This is a genomic window from Streptomyces sp. NPDC046931 (assembly GCF_040644655.1).
GTDB lineage: Bacteria > Actinomycetota > Actinomycetes > Streptomycetales > Streptomycetaceae > Streptomyces.
This window is the reverse complement of record NZ_JBEYWX010000007.1, coordinates 160,976-173,750: the sequence shown is the minus strand read 5'-3', so window position 1 is coordinate 173,750 and position 12,775 is coordinate 160,976. Positions and strand designations below refer to the sequence as shown.

Annotated in this window: 11 protein-coding genes and 1 pseudogene; 6 read left to right on the top strand and 6 right to left on the bottom strand. The window is 73.6% G+C overall.

Going from position 1 to position 12,775, the window contains the following annotated elements; genetic code table 11:
* Positions 1–13 precede the first annotated feature (13 nt).
* Genes ABZ876_RS16065 through ABZ876_RS16055 form a run of 3 tightly spaced genes read right to left on the bottom strand, consistent with a single transcriptional unit; the run spans position 14 to position 2,994 of the window.
* A complete protein-coding gene (locus ABZ876_RS16065) occupies positions 14–1,342 on the bottom strand; it encodes a bifunctional RNase H/acid phosphatase (protein WP_361780368.1) in 1,329 nt (442 codons plus the stop codon).
* 12 nt (positions 1,343–1,354) lie between these two features.
* The gene (locus tag ABZ876_RS16060) at positions 1,355–2,098 is read right to left on the bottom strand and encodes a C4-type zinc ribbon domain-containing protein (RefSeq protein ID WP_361780684.1); all 744 of its coding nucleotides are present in this window, start codon (positions 2,096–2,098) and stop codon (positions 1,355–1,357) included.
* Positions 2,095–2,994, bottom strand: a complete 900-nt coding sequence (locus ABZ876_RS16055; protein WP_361780365.1) for a Nif3-like dinuclear metal center hexameric protein — start codon at positions 2,992–2,994, stop codon at positions 2,095–2,097. The genes ABZ876_RS16060 and ABZ876_RS16055 overlap by 4 nt, the downstream gene beginning before the upstream one ends.
* 365 nt (positions 2,995–3,359) lie before the next feature.
* Here ABZ876_RS16055 and ABZ876_RS16050 point away from each other — a divergent pair.
* Both ABZ876_RS16050 and ABZ876_RS16045 read left to right on the top strand, forming a co-directional pair.
* Positions 3,360–4,412, top strand: a pseudogene (locus tag ABZ876_RS16050) (hypothetical protein); the annotation flags it as partial.
* A gap of 954 nt (positions 4,413–5,366) precedes the next feature.
* On the top strand, positions 5,367–5,528 hold the full coding sequence (locus tag ABZ876_RS16045) for a hypothetical protein (RefSeq protein ID WP_361780362.1): 162 nt from the start codon (positions 5,367–5,369) through the stop codon (positions 5,526–5,528).
* Positions 5,529–5,679: 151 nt separating this feature from the next.
* Here ABZ876_RS16045 and ABZ876_RS16040 read toward each other — a convergent pair whose 3' ends face one another.
* From ABZ876_RS16040 to ABZ876_RS16030, 3 genes are read right to left on the bottom strand one after another with little or no spacing between them, the layout of a single operon-like run.
* On the bottom strand, positions 5,680–6,630 hold the full coding sequence (locus ABZ876_RS16040; protein WP_361780359.1) for a 3-oxoacyl-ACP reductase: 951 nt from the start codon (positions 6,628–6,630) through the stop codon (positions 5,680–5,682).
* Positions 6,631–6,662: 32 nt separating this feature from the next.
* Complete coding sequence (locus ABZ876_RS16035) at positions 6,663–7,748, bottom strand: Zn-dependent alcohol dehydrogenase (protein WP_361780356.1); 1,086 nt, start codon at positions 7,746–7,748, stop codon at positions 6,663–6,665.
* A gap of 47 nt (positions 7,749–7,795) precedes the next feature.
* The gene (locus tag ABZ876_RS16030) at positions 7,796–8,653 is read right to left on the bottom strand and encodes a MaoC/PaaZ C-terminal domain-containing protein (protein WP_361780353.1); all 858 of its coding nucleotides are present in this window, start codon (positions 8,651–8,653) and stop codon (positions 7,796–7,798) included.
* Positions 8,654–8,916: 263 nt separating this feature from the next.
* Between ABZ876_RS16030 and ABZ876_RS16025 the strand changes: the two genes are divergently transcribed.
* The 4 genes from ABZ876_RS16025 (at position 8,917) to ABZ876_RS16010 (ending at position 12,548) form a co-directional block, all read left to right on the top strand.
* Complete coding sequence (locus tag ABZ876_RS16025; RefSeq protein ID WP_361780350.1) at positions 8,917–9,828, top strand: ABC transporter ATP-binding protein; 912 nt, start codon at positions 8,917–8,919, stop codon at positions 9,826–9,828.
* Complete coding sequence (locus ABZ876_RS16020; RefSeq protein WP_361780347.1) at positions 9,828–10,550, top strand: ABC transporter permease; 723 nt, start codon at positions 9,828–9,830, stop codon at positions 10,548–10,550. Before ABZ876_RS16025 ends, ABZ876_RS16020 begins: the two co-directional genes overlap by 1 nt.
* Positions 10,551–10,636: 86 nt before the next feature.
* On the top strand, positions 10,637–11,845 hold the full coding sequence (locus tag ABZ876_RS16015; RefSeq protein WP_361780344.1) for a sensor histidine kinase: 1,209 nt from the start codon (positions 10,637–10,639) through the stop codon (positions 11,843–11,845).
* 61 nt (positions 11,846–11,906) lie between these two features.
* A complete protein-coding gene (locus tag ABZ876_RS16010; RefSeq protein ID WP_361780341.1) occupies positions 11,907–12,548 on the top strand; it encodes a response regulator transcription factor in 642 nt (213 codons plus the stop codon).
* Positions 12,549–12,775 lie beyond the last annotated feature (227 nt).

Below are 12,775 nucleotides of genomic sequence, written 5' to 3'. Positions count from 1 at the left end.
GGGGGCCGCCCGCTCAGCGCAGGTGGGACGTGTCGTTGAGGAGGCGGACGCTCGCGTTGCCGTCCGCGTAGTACGCCACCGCGGTCAGCGAGGCCGCCGACAGCTCCATACGGAACAGCGCCTGAGGGGGTGCCCCGAGGGCGAGGCGGACCAGCGTCTTGATCGGCGTGACGTGCGAGACGAGCAGGACCGTGCGGCCCGGGTACGAGGCGACGAGCCTGTCCCGCGCGGCGGCGACCCGGCGGGCGACGGCCTCGAAGCTCTCTCCGCCTCCGCTGGGCCCGGCCTCGGCGTCGCGGAGCCAGGCGTCCATGTCGTCCGGGTACCGCTCGCGGACCTCGCCGAAGGTGAGGCCCTCCCAGGCGCCGAAGTCGGTCTCGCGGAGCCCGTCGTCGATGCCCACCTCCATGCCGAGGCGGTCGGCCACGATGGCGGCGGTCTCCCGGCAGCGGGCCAGCGGCGACGAGACGACGGCCTGGACGGTCCCCCGCGCGGCGAGCACACCGGCGGCGAGTTCCGCCTGGCGCCGGCCGACGTCGGACAGCGACGGATCGCTGCCGCCGCTGCCGGAGAACCGCTTGAGCGGGGTGAGCGGGGTCTCGCCGTGCCGCAGCAGAACGAAGGTGGTGGGGGTGCCGAGGTCGGGCCGGACGGAGGCGACGTTGCGGGCGGCCCGCACATCGGCCGTCGTGGAACCGCCGCCACGAGCGGCCTCACCGGCAGCAGTCGTCGTGGAACCACCGCCACGAGCGGCCTCACGGGTGGTGGCCGGGGCGGCAGTGGTGGTGGCGGGGGCGGCGGTGGTGGCTGCCAGGGCCGCCCGGGCGCGGGCCGCGCCCGCGGCCGCGTCGCCCGGTGGGCCGGCCGGCTCGGGGGCCGTCACCTGGTGCGTGTCCAGCTCCGCGGTGGACCGGGCGGCTTCCCACCGCTCCCCCCGGCTCCCCGCGTCCATCGCCTCGTTGGCAAGCCGGTCCGCGTACTTGTTCCGCTCGCGCGGGATCCACTCGTACGTGACCTGTCCGGGCGGGAAGAGGGCGGCCGCCTGCATCGCCAGCGGCTTCATCGCCGGATGCTTGATCTTCCAGCGGCCCGACATCTGCTCCACGACCAGCTTGGAGTCCATACGGACGTGCACCCGAGCGGCCGGATCGAGCTCGTGGGCCGCGCGCAGCCCGGCCAGCAGCCCCCGGTACTCGGCGACGTTGTTGGTGGCGGTCCCGATGAACTCGGCCCGCTCCACGAGCGTTTCGCCCGTCGCCGCGTCCCGCACCACGCTGCCGTACCCCGCGGGCCCCGGGTTGCCCCGGGAACCGCCGTCGGCCTCGACGATGAACTCCCGCACGCGCGTCGCCTCTTACAGGCCGGACTCGGACGTGCGCACCAGGATGCGCCGGCAGTTCTCGCAGCGGACGACCGTGTCGGGGGCGGCCGCACGGATCTCGTTCAGCTCGGTGATCGCCAGCTCCTGGCGGCAGCCCTGGCAGGTGCGCTGGTACAGCTTGGCCGCACCGATGCCGCCCTGCTGCTCGCGCAGCTTGTCGTAGAGCTTCAGCAGGTCCGCGGGCACCGAGCCCGCGACGACCTCACGCTCCTTGGCCACCGTCGCGGCCTCGCCGTCGATCTCCTCGAGTGCCGCGTCCCGGCGCGCGGTCGCGTCGTCGATCTTCGACTGCACGGACGCGACCCGCTCGGTCAGCTCGGCGACCCGCTCCTGCGCGGACTCGCGGCGCTCCATCACCTCCAGGACCACGTCCTCCAGGTCGCCCTGCCGCTTGGCGAGCGAGGCGATCTCGTGCTGGAGGTTCGCCAGGTCCTTCGGGGAGGTGACCGCACCCGAGTCGAGGCGCTGCTGGTCACGGGCGGCGCGCTGGCGCACCTGGTCCACGTCCTGCTCCGCCTTGGTCTGCTCGCGGGCGGTGTCGCTCTCCTCGGTCTGCGCGGCCACCAGCAGGTCGCGCAGCTGCGTGAGGTCCTTGGTCAGCGACTCGATCTCGGCGTGCTCGGGCAGGGACCTCCGCTTGTGCGCGAGCTGCTGGAGACGCACGTCCAGAGCCTGTACGTCGAGGAGTCGGATCTGGTCGGCGGGCGCGGCGTTCAGTTGGGGGCTCCAGGGGTTTTCGTATCGGAGGGGGCGCGCGAAGCGCTCCTTGGAAGGGCGGTGGCGGACGCCGCGTGGGCGGTCCAGGGGTCGGTGACCGTCTTCGAGACGTGGACGCGCAGGTCCCATCCGTGCCGGTCGGAGATCTCGTCGAGCTGGGCGGCGGCCAGCTCGCACCAGGGCCATTCGGTGGCCCAATGCGCCGCGTCGAGCAGCGCGAGAGGACGGTGGGCCTGCCCCGCCATGAACTCGGACGCCGGGTGGTGGCGCAGGTCCGCGGTGAGGAAGGCGTCGACACCGGCCGCGCGGACCTCGTCGAACAGGCTGTCGCCGGAGCCGCCGCTGACCGCGATCGTACGGACGACGGCCTCGGGGTCGCCGGCCACCCGGATGCCCTGCGCGGTGGCGGGCAGTCGCTCGGCGGCGCGGGCGGCCAGCTCGCGCAGGGGCAGGGGGTGGTCGAGTTCGCAGACGCGGCCGAGGCCCCGGCGGCCCTCCGGGTCGGACGGGTCCGGTACGAGGGGGCGTACGACCCGCAGGTCGAGTGCGCCGGCGAGCGCGTCGCTGACGCCCGGGTCCGCCGTGTCCGCGTTGGTGTGGGCCACGTGCAGGGCGATGTCGTTCTTGATGAGGGTGTGCACGACCCGGCCCTTGAAGGTGGAGGCCGCCACCGTGGTCGTACCGCGCAGATAGAGCGGATGGTGGGTGACCAGCAGGTCCGCGCCCAGTTTCACCGCCTCGTCGACGATCTCCTGGACGGGGTCAACGGCGAAGAGGACGCGGGAGATCTCCTGGTCCGGGTCGCCGGCGACGGTGCCGACCGCGTCCCAGGACTCGGCCCGCTCGGCGGGCCACAGGGTCTCCAGCGCGGCGATGACTTCAGACAGACGGGGCACGGGGAAAAGGCTACCTGCCCCGGGTCCCTGCCCCACCGGTCGCGGCTGACTTCCGCAGGCCGGGCTCCGGAGCGTTCCCCCTGCGGCCGGGTGAGGCCCGCGGTCGCGGTGTTCAAGGCGCGTGGCCCGGGGGCGGAGGCGGGCGGGATCCCGCGGCCGTCGGAGGCGGAGGCGGAGGCGACTCGGCCAGTGGTCGAAGGGGCGTGGGTTGTGTACGGGCGTCGCGCGCGCCCTTCCGTGCAGCACATCCGCCCCCGTTTCCTCAGGCGATCGGCCGCACGAACACCCTTATGTGTGAAGCGGCCGTCCCCGCAGGCCACGTCCGTGCGTACGAAACTAGCTTCGTCGCCGGAGGTGACCGAACGATGACGGCCTGTGCCTTCACGTCCGCCGCGGCGGACGGGAGCGAGTGGGCGGCCCGGCCCGGATGCGTGATCACCGCGGACGGGTCCTACGCGGCCCGCCTCGCCCTGGACGGCGAGTCCTGGTACCCGGAGCGCTGGACCCTGGACGGACCCGAGCCGTACGCCGTACCGCTGCCCGGCAACCAGCCGGAGGAATCCGGCACCGAGGTGCAGCCGCTGGCCGACGGCCGGGTGCTGATCCACCGGCTCGTGGACGGGCGCCACCTGTTCTCGCTGCTGTATCCGACCGGGCCCGGGACCGGGGAGCTCCCGCTGGGCACGGTGGACGGCCCCTGGGAGGGGACCCGGCTGCGGCTGCTGCCGCCCGCGCCGACGGGGGACTGCGCGTTCGCGCTCGCGGTGGGCCCGCACTCCACAACGGTGTGGCTGGTGGCGGGCGGGGCGGGCGGGCCCGAGCGCCTGGCGGAGCTGCCCGGGCACTGCTCGGGCGGGGTCTGGCTGGACCGTACCGGCCGGATGCTGGCCCTGGACCGCACCGCGGACGGAGGTCCCACGAAGACGGTGGTGGTGGATCTGGCGCGGGGGGAGGTGTCGCCGCTGCTGGACATCGCGGACGGGAGCCATGACCGGCTGCTGCTCGCGGATGCGGACAGCGGGCTGCTGCTGATCGGCTCGGACGCTCCCTCACCGGGACGCGAGCGTCTCGGCTGGGGCGTGTTGGGGAGCATGCTGCCGGTGCGCTTTCCCGACTGCCTGCACCTGGACTGCCCGGTGACCCCGTTCGCGATCCAGCCGGGACAGGTGCTCACGCCGGAGAGCTGCGCGGTGGCACTCAGGGTCGACGGGGCGGCGGGCAGTTGGATCGGGGTCTGGCGCCCCGCGCACCGGGGGGTCCTGCATCTTGCCGCGCCTCAGGGCTGGTTGGCGGGAACGGGGCTGTGGACCCCGGAGGGGGTGCTGCGGCTGCCGTTCACGACGGGCGCGGTGCGGTGCGGGGTGGCGCGGCTGGAGCCCCCCGTGGCGACGGCCGGGCCTTCGGCTTCGGGATCGGGCGAACGGCCCGCCCCGCGCTTCGCGGGACCCGAAGCACCGCGCCCGCTTCCGGGACCGGCGGGGAGGGAATCGGCGGAGTGGGGTCCGGGGAGGCCGGGATCGGCGGAGGCGGGATCCGCGGAGGCGGAATCGGCACAGGCGCAAGCGGCGCAAACGGCGCTGGCGCAAACGGCGGGCTCGGGACCGGTGCAGCCGGTGCCGTTGCAACAGGCGCCGTTGCAAAAGACCCCCCTGCACCAGCCCCCGCTGCACCAGCCCCGGTCGCAACCGGTCCCGCGGGAACAGGTCCCGCCGCAACAGCCCCCGTTGGAACAGGTCCCGGCGCAACGGCCCCCGTTGGAACAGGTCCCGGCGCAACGGCCCCCGTTGGAACAGGTCCCGTCGCAACAGGCCCCACCGCAACAGCCCCCGTTGGAACAGGTCCCGCCGCAACAGCCCCCGTTGGAACAGGTCCCGTCGCAACAGGTCCAACCGCAACAGCCCCCGGCGCAACAGCTCCCGTTGGAACAGGCCCCGTTGGAACAGGCCCCGACGCAGCAGACACCCCCGCAACAGCGCCCGTCGCAACCGGTCCCGTGGGAACAGATCCCATCGCAAGAGACCCCGGCGCAACAAACCCCACCGCACCAGCCCCCGTCGCAACAAACCCCGGTGCACCAGCCCCCGTCGCAACAAACCCCGGTGCAACAGCTCCCGTCGCACCAGCCGCCCCCGTCACGCCCCCGCAAGGCCCCCGCGTCGACCGGGGCCTCCCTGCGCCGCGCTCTCGCGCAGACCCGCCTGTCGGCCCCCACCCCACCGGCCCCCGCCGCCCCGGGGGCTGCCGTCCCGGCAACTGCCGTCCTCGACGCCCCCGACACGACCGTCCTCGTAACCCCCGACGCCGCTGTCACCGCGGCCCGTTAGACTCGCCCGGCTGTACGAAGGATCATGTTGACGGGGTGAACACTTCTCATGAGCGACACCAGCACCGCATCGCCGCTGTACGCCGAGGCCCAGGACCTGGGACACGGCCGGCACCGTGGCCCGGTCGCCGCCGAGGATCACGAGGCGGCACCGCACGGTCGGCACCGCAAGCCGTCCGCGCAGCCGGAGGACACCGGCACCGCGGCCTGACCGGCACCAGGCGGCGCCGGCCGACCGCGCGTCCACCACGGCGAGCGCGCCGGTCACCGCAGCGGACACGGCCCCGCCCGTCCCACGACGGGCGGGGCCTTTCCGTGCACGGCTCCCCGGGCCGACGGACGGCCGACTGCCCGGCGAGGGCTCAGCGATCGGCCGCCGCATGCCTGAGCCCGAGCACCTCGAAGGCCGCGAACGTCTCGCCCCGTGGCCGCTGCGCGTAGTGCGGGGTGAGCAGCGCGTCGAGTTCGTCGTAGGTGAAGACGTCCTGCTTGGTGTCGAACCTGGCCCCCACCCGGGGGCGTTCGACGATCGCGACCATGCCGCCGTGCACCACGAGAAGCTGCCCGTTCACCTGTGCCGCGGCCGGTGAGGCCAGATAGCCGACGAGCGGGGCGACGTGCTCGGGGGCCAGCGGGTCGAGGCCCTCGTGGGGCCGCTCGTCGCCGGCGAAGACGTCCTCGGTCATCCGGGTGCGGGCGCGCGGGCAGATCGCGTTCGCCGTCACCCCGTACTTGGCGAGGGCGTGGGCGGTGGAGGTCGTGAGCCCGACGATCCCGCCCTTGGCCGCCGCGTAGTTGGGCTGACCGGCCGAGCCCGCCAGGAACGCCTCCGAGGACGTGTTCACGATCCGCCCGTACACCGGACCCCCGGCCGCCTTGGCCCGGTCCCGCCAGTGCGCGGCGGCGCAGCGTGTGGTGTTGAAGTGGCCCTTGAGGTGGACGCGGATCACCGAGTCCCACTCGTCCTCGGACATCGAGAAGACCATGCGGTCGCGCAGGATGCCCGCGTTGTTGACGAGGATGTCCAGCGGACCGAACTCCTCGACGGCGAACTCCAGCATCGCGCGGGCCTGTTCGTGGTCCCCCACGTCCCCGCTGTGGGCGGCGGCCCGGCCGCCGGCCGCGCGGATCTCGGCGGCGACCTCCTCTGCGGGTACCGAGGAGGCCGCGCCGGAGCCGTCGCGCCCGGGCTGTCCGTAGTCGTTGACGACGACGGACGCGCCGAGCCGGGCCAGTTCCAGCGCCTCGGCCCGGCCGAGGCCCCGCCCGGCGCCCGTGACAATCGCGGTCCGTCCCTCAAGGGGCAGTGACATCGGGCTCAGCTCCCGTCACGCTGGTCGAAGGTTCAGATCTCGATGCATGTGCGCAGCGCCGTGCCGGTGCGCATCTGGTCGAGCGCCTCGTTGATCCCGGCCAGCGGCACCCGGTGCGTGATCAGGCCCTCCAGATCGATTCGGCCCGCCCGCCACAGCGCGATCGTGCGTTCGTAGGAGCGCAGGACGTCTCCGCCGCCGTACAGCGACGGCAGGATCCGCTTCTCGTCGAAGAACAGCTCGAACATACTGAGCTGGAGGAAGTCGTCCAGCGCGCCCGCGCCGACGACGACCAGGGTGCCACCGCGCCGGGTGTTCTCGTACGCGGTCCGGGCGGTGGCCGACTTTCCGACGACCTCGAAGACGTGGTCGAAGCCCTCGCCGCCCGTCACCTGCTGCTTGGCGTCGGGCAGGGCGTCGGGGGCGACGGCCCTGGTGGCGCCGAACCGCAGGGCCGACTCGCGGCGGGAGGCGACCGGGTCGACGGCCACGATCTCGGTGGCGCCCCTGAGCCGCGCACCCTGGATCGCGGAGATGCCGACGCCCCCGCAGCCGATGACGGCGACCGACGCGCCGGCCTCCACCTCGGCGGTGTTGAGGGCGGCCCCGAGTCCGGTGGTGACCCCGCAGCCGATCAGCGCCGCGATGTCGAAGGGCACGTCGTCGGGGATGGGCACCGCGCAGCCCGCGTCGACGACGACCTCCTCGGCGAAGGTGCCGGTGCCGGCGAAGCCGAACACGTCGGAAGAACCGCCGCCGGAGCGCCGGAAGTTGGGGGTTGCGGCGTTCATGAACCCGGCGAGGCACAGCTCGGTCTGCCCTCGCTTGCAGGCGGGACACGCGCCGCAGGCGGGCAGCCAGCACACGACGACCCGGTCACCGGCCTTCACACGGCTCACTCCCCCGCCGGTCTCCAGCACCTCGCCCGCGCCCTCGTGTCCCGGCACGAAGGGGGCCGGCTGCGGCAGTACGCCGTTCATCGCGGACAGGTCCGAGTGGCACAGGCCCGTGGCACGCATCCGGATCCTCACCTTCCCGGGACCGAAGCCGGCCGCCTCGATGTCGTCGAGGACCTCCAGCTTGTCCTGGCCGATCTCGTGCAGTACGGCTGCGCGCATGGTGCGGCTCCCCTCGAGGACGACTCGGTGGCTGGGGCGTGCTGCTCTCAGGTGTGTTCGACGACGGTGTCGGCGAGGACGGGCGCGTCGTCCCGTTCCACGGCGCTCACGGCCACCCGCACGGCGCCGTCCTGCCGCCACATGCGGATACGCAGGGTCTCGCCGGGATACACGATCCCGGCGAAGCGCGTGCGGTAGGACCGCACCCGGGTCACGAAGCCGCCGAGCAGTGTGTCGACGACCGCCTTGAGCGTCATGCCGTAGGTGCACAGGCCGTGCAGGATGGGCCGCTCGAACCCGGCGAGCTTCGCGAACTCGGGGTCGGCGTGCAGCGGGTTCCAGTCGCCGGAGAGGCGGTACAGAAGGGCCTGGTCCTCGCGGACCGGCCGTTCCACGGTCTTGTCGGGATCGCCGGCGGGCATGTCGAGTCCTGCGGAGGGGCCTCGATCGCCGCCCCAGCCGCCCTCTCCCCGTACGAAGATCTGGGCGTCGTTGGTCCACAGCGGGCCGTCGGCGTCGGCGACCTCGGTGCGCATCACGAGGATCGCCGCCGTGCCCTTGTCGTAGACGGCGGCGATGCGGCCGGTGGCGGTCGCCGTCCCGGCCGCCGGGACGGGCCGGTGCAGGGTGAGGGTCTGGCCGCCGTGCAGGACGCGCGCGAGGTCGACTTCGATGCCGGGCATGGACAGGCTCTTGATCACACCGGGTGAGCCGGAGCCGGCGACGGTGGCGAAGCTCGGCAGGACGTGCAGCCGGGACTCCAGGGTGTAGCGAAGCTCGTCGAGGTCCGTCGCAGGCAGGCCCGCGCCGATGCCGAGGTGGTAGAGCTGGACGTCCTTGGAGTTCCAGGAGATCTCGCCGGTACGGGGCTCGGCCGCGAGGGCCTTGGCTGCGTCGATGGGCATGGGTCTCCTCGCAGGGTCCAGGACCTCGGCGCGGCCGTCCGCACCGTCGGCCGCACCGAGGTCGTCACGGGGCCGCGGAACCCGCTCGTTCTAGAACGCGTTTCAGTACGGCGCACCCTGTATAGCCCAGCGCCCGCCGGTTGTGAAGGCTCCCGACGCGGTCTCCTGACACCTCGTCAGATCCGAAGGGGTGACATTTGTCCTGCCGGAGCCCGTACAAGCGCATCTGCCGGGCGGCTTCCGGCGCTTGTAGCGTCGTGGCCATGACGAAAACGACCGGGACACCGCCCGCGGTGTCCTTCACGGGGGCGGTCAAGACCTACGGCGCCGTCCGCGCCGTCGACGGCATCGACCTGGAGATCACACCCGGCGAGACGGTGGCCCTCCTGGGCCGCAACGGCGCCGGCAAGTCGACCGCCATCTCGCTGCTGCTGGGCCTGCGCGAGCCGGACGAGGGGACGGTGGAGCTGTACGGCACACCCCCTGAGCGGGCGGTGCGCGCGGGCCGGGTGGGCGCCATGCTCCAGGAGGCGCGGGCCGTGCCCCGGGTCACCGTGCGCGAGCTGGTGTCGTTCGTGGCCGGGCGCTACCCCGACCCGATGCCCGTGGCCCGGGCGCTGGACCTCGCCGGGATCACCGAGCTGGCCGGGCGGCGCGTGGACCGGCTCTCCGGGGGCCAGACGCAGCGTGTGCGCTTCGCGGTCGCGCTCGCCGGGAACCCTGCCCTGCTCGTACTGGACGAGCCGACGGCTGCCCTGGACGTGGAGGCCCGGCACGCCTTCTGGAATGCGATGCGGACATACGCCCGGCACGGTCACACCGTCCTGTTCTCCACCCACTACCTGGAGGAGGCGGACGCGTACGCCGACCGGATCGTCGTCATCGACCGCGGCCGGATCGTCGCGAACGGCACCGGTGAGCAGCTGCGGCGGTCCGCGGGCGGCAACCTGGTCTCCATCGACCTGGCGGGCCGTGGCACCGAGGGCCTGACCCTGCTGCCCGGTGTGCGGTCGCTGGAGGTGCGCGGGGACCGGGCGCTGCTGCGCACCGACGACTCGGACGCGACGGTGATCGCCCTGGCCGAACTGGGCGCGATACGCGGCCTGGAGGTGGCGCCGGCGTCGCTGGACGACGCGTTCCTGGCCCTGACGGCACACGAGAGGGAGACGGTGTGATGTGGGACTATCTGCGGCTCGAGGTGCGCCGGACCCTGCGCGACGCCGGCTTTGTGATCGGCGGGGTCGCGGTGCCGGTGATGATGTACCTGCTGTTCACGAACATCGGCGGCAACGACGGCGGCGGCGGCTGGAAGACGGCGTCCATGGTGGGCATGGCCGCCTACGGCGCGGTCGGCTCGGCTCTCAACACCGGCGGCGGGGTCGCCGAGGACCGGGCGATCGGCTGGCTGCGGCAGCTGAGGGTGACCCCGATGACCCCGCGCCAGGTGGTCGCCGGGCGGGCGCTGACCGGTTCGGTGACCGTACTGCCCGCGATCGTCGCGGTGCTCGCGGCGGGCGGCCTGGTCAACGGCGTACGGCTGGCCGCCTGGCAGTGGGCGGCGATCGCGCTGCTGCTGTGGCTCGGCTCGATCCCCTTCACCCTGCTCGGTCTCGGTAACGGCTACCGGCTGACCGCGCAGACCACGGGCGTGGCGAACCTGGTCTGCAACCTGGGTCTCGCGGTGCTCGGGGGCCTGTGGTTCCCGGTCGAGCTGTTCCCCGGCTGGCTGCGGGAGCTGTCCGCGTACACTCCGACCCGCCGCTTCGCGCAGCTCGGCACGGCGGTCGCCGACGGGCACGCTCCGGCGCTCGCCGCGATCCTCGTGCTCGCGGCCTGGCTGGTGGCGTTCGGTTCGTACGCCGTGCTGTCGTACCGCCGCAGCGCGGCGACCGTCTGAACGGGGGGCGAGACATGTCCTGGTGGCGCGGGTTTTTCCGGCACCGGAGCGCGTGGCGGCTCGCATGTGAGGCGTACAGGGCGGACATGCGGCGGTTCCGGCCCAGGCAGAAAGCGGCCCGGAAGGGCGGAGAGGCGCCGGAGCACCCGGGCCCGCCGCCCAGCGGGTTCACCCTGCTGCCCTGGCTGCTGATGGGGCTGGGCGCCTTCTCGAACATCTTCCAGGGCAAGACCACCAACCCGTGGATCGGCGGTCTGGGTCTGCTCACCTTCAACTCGCTCTATATCCACGTAGCCTTCCGCGCCTTCGACAAGTGCAAGCGCGAGGCGCGGTCCACACGGGTGGCGCTGCTGCTGCTGGGCGTGGTGACCTGCGCCCTGGCCATCGGATACGGCGGCAGCTGGCTGCTGTTCTTCCCGCTGCTGGGCCTGGCGACGGGTGCGATCGTGCGGGGCCCCTGGCTCGGGAGGACCGGCCTGGGTGTCGCCGCCCTGGCCGGAGCCGTCACCGCCGTGCGCGGCGACGGCGGCGACTGGGTGAACATCGCCTACGGCACCTTCCTGTCGACGATGGTCACGGCCGCGATCCTCTCCCTCGCCGAGGCGGTACGGGATCTTCGCGCCGCCCGGGAGGAGCTGGCCCGGCGCGCCGTGGAGCAGGAGCGTCTGCGCTTCTCCCGCGATCTGCACGACCTTCTGGGGCACACCCTGTCCGTGATCGTCGTGAAGTCCGAGGCGGCCCGCCGTCTGGCCCCCCGGGACCTGGAGGCGGCGCTGGCACAGGTGACCGACATCGAGTCGGTGGGCCGCCAGGCGCTCACCGAGATCCGTGAGGCGGTGACGGGCTACCGCGAGGGCAGCCTCGCCGCGGAGCTGGACGGCGCCCGCTCGGCCCTGACGGCCGCCGGCATCGAACCCCGGGTACGCCGGTCGGGGCCGCCCCTGGCCCCCCAGACCGAGGCCCTGCTCGGCTGGGTGGTGCGGGAGGCCGTGACCAACGCCGTGCGCCACAGCGGTGCCGCGCACTGCGAGATCACCATCGAGGGCACGTCCGAACGCGTCCGGCTCAAGGTCGTCGACGACGGGGACGGTGCTCCTTCGCGGCCCGCTTCGGAGGGTGCCGGCGGCACCGGTCTGAAGGGCCTGACCGAGCGTCTCGCCGCGGCGGGCGGCTCCCTGCGGGCCGGCCCGTCGCCGCGCGGCGGCTTCACGGTCACCGCCGAACTCCCCGTGGACGGCGCGGACATCGCCCAGGAGCCGAGGGTGCCGCTGTCCACGGCCCCCGGTGGGACATGACCGGCCGGCCGGCGTCGTCCGTCCGGCCGGGGAGCCGTCGGCTCCTCCTTACGATGGGGCCGTGAAGGAGATACCAGGGGACCACCGGCCCGCCCCGTCCGTCCGCGTCCTGCTCGCCGAGGACCAGGGCATGATGCGCGGCGCCCTCGCCCTGCTGCTCGGCATGGAGGAGGACATCGAGGTGGTCGCGCAGATCGCGGCGGGCGACGCGATCGTGGACGCCGTGCTGGCCCACCGCCCCGATGTGGCCCTGCTGGACATCGAACTGCCGGGCATGAGCGGCCTGGACGCGGCGGCCGTGCTGCGCGAGCGGGCCCCGGACTGCCGGGTGCTGATCCTGACCACCTTCGGACGGCCCGGCTATCTGCGCCGCGCCATGGAGGCGGGCGCCGCGGGCTTCCTGGTCAAGGACGGCCCGGTGGAGGAGCTGGCCGCGGCGATCCGGCGGGTCCTCACCGGGGAGACGGTCGTCGACCCGGCCCTGGCCACGGCCGCCCTCAGCGCCGGCCCCAACCCGCTGACCGCCCGCGAGTGCGACGTGCTGAACGCCTCCGTGGACGGGGCGACGGTCGCGGACATCGCCGCGAGGCTCCATCTCTCGGAGTCCACCGTGCGCAACTACCTCTCCTCCGCCATCGGCAAGACGGGCACCCGCAACCGCATGGAGGCGATGCGGGAGGCCCGGCGGCAAGGATGGCTCTAGAGCCGCGCCGAGACGGCCCGACGGGCCGCGCATGCACGGAACGGCTGCCGGCCGGGCCCGCCGACCCCTCCGGATGCCGAGCGGCCGGAGAGCACCTGGGGCCGGCCCGCGGTGGAGGACATGACCAACCTCGGTGCGCCGTGCAGATCGACTCTGCGGAGGGGGCTGAGCAGCGCCCTCGGCCTGATGACCACGATGGCCGGTTCCGGCGGCCCCGAAGCTGACGG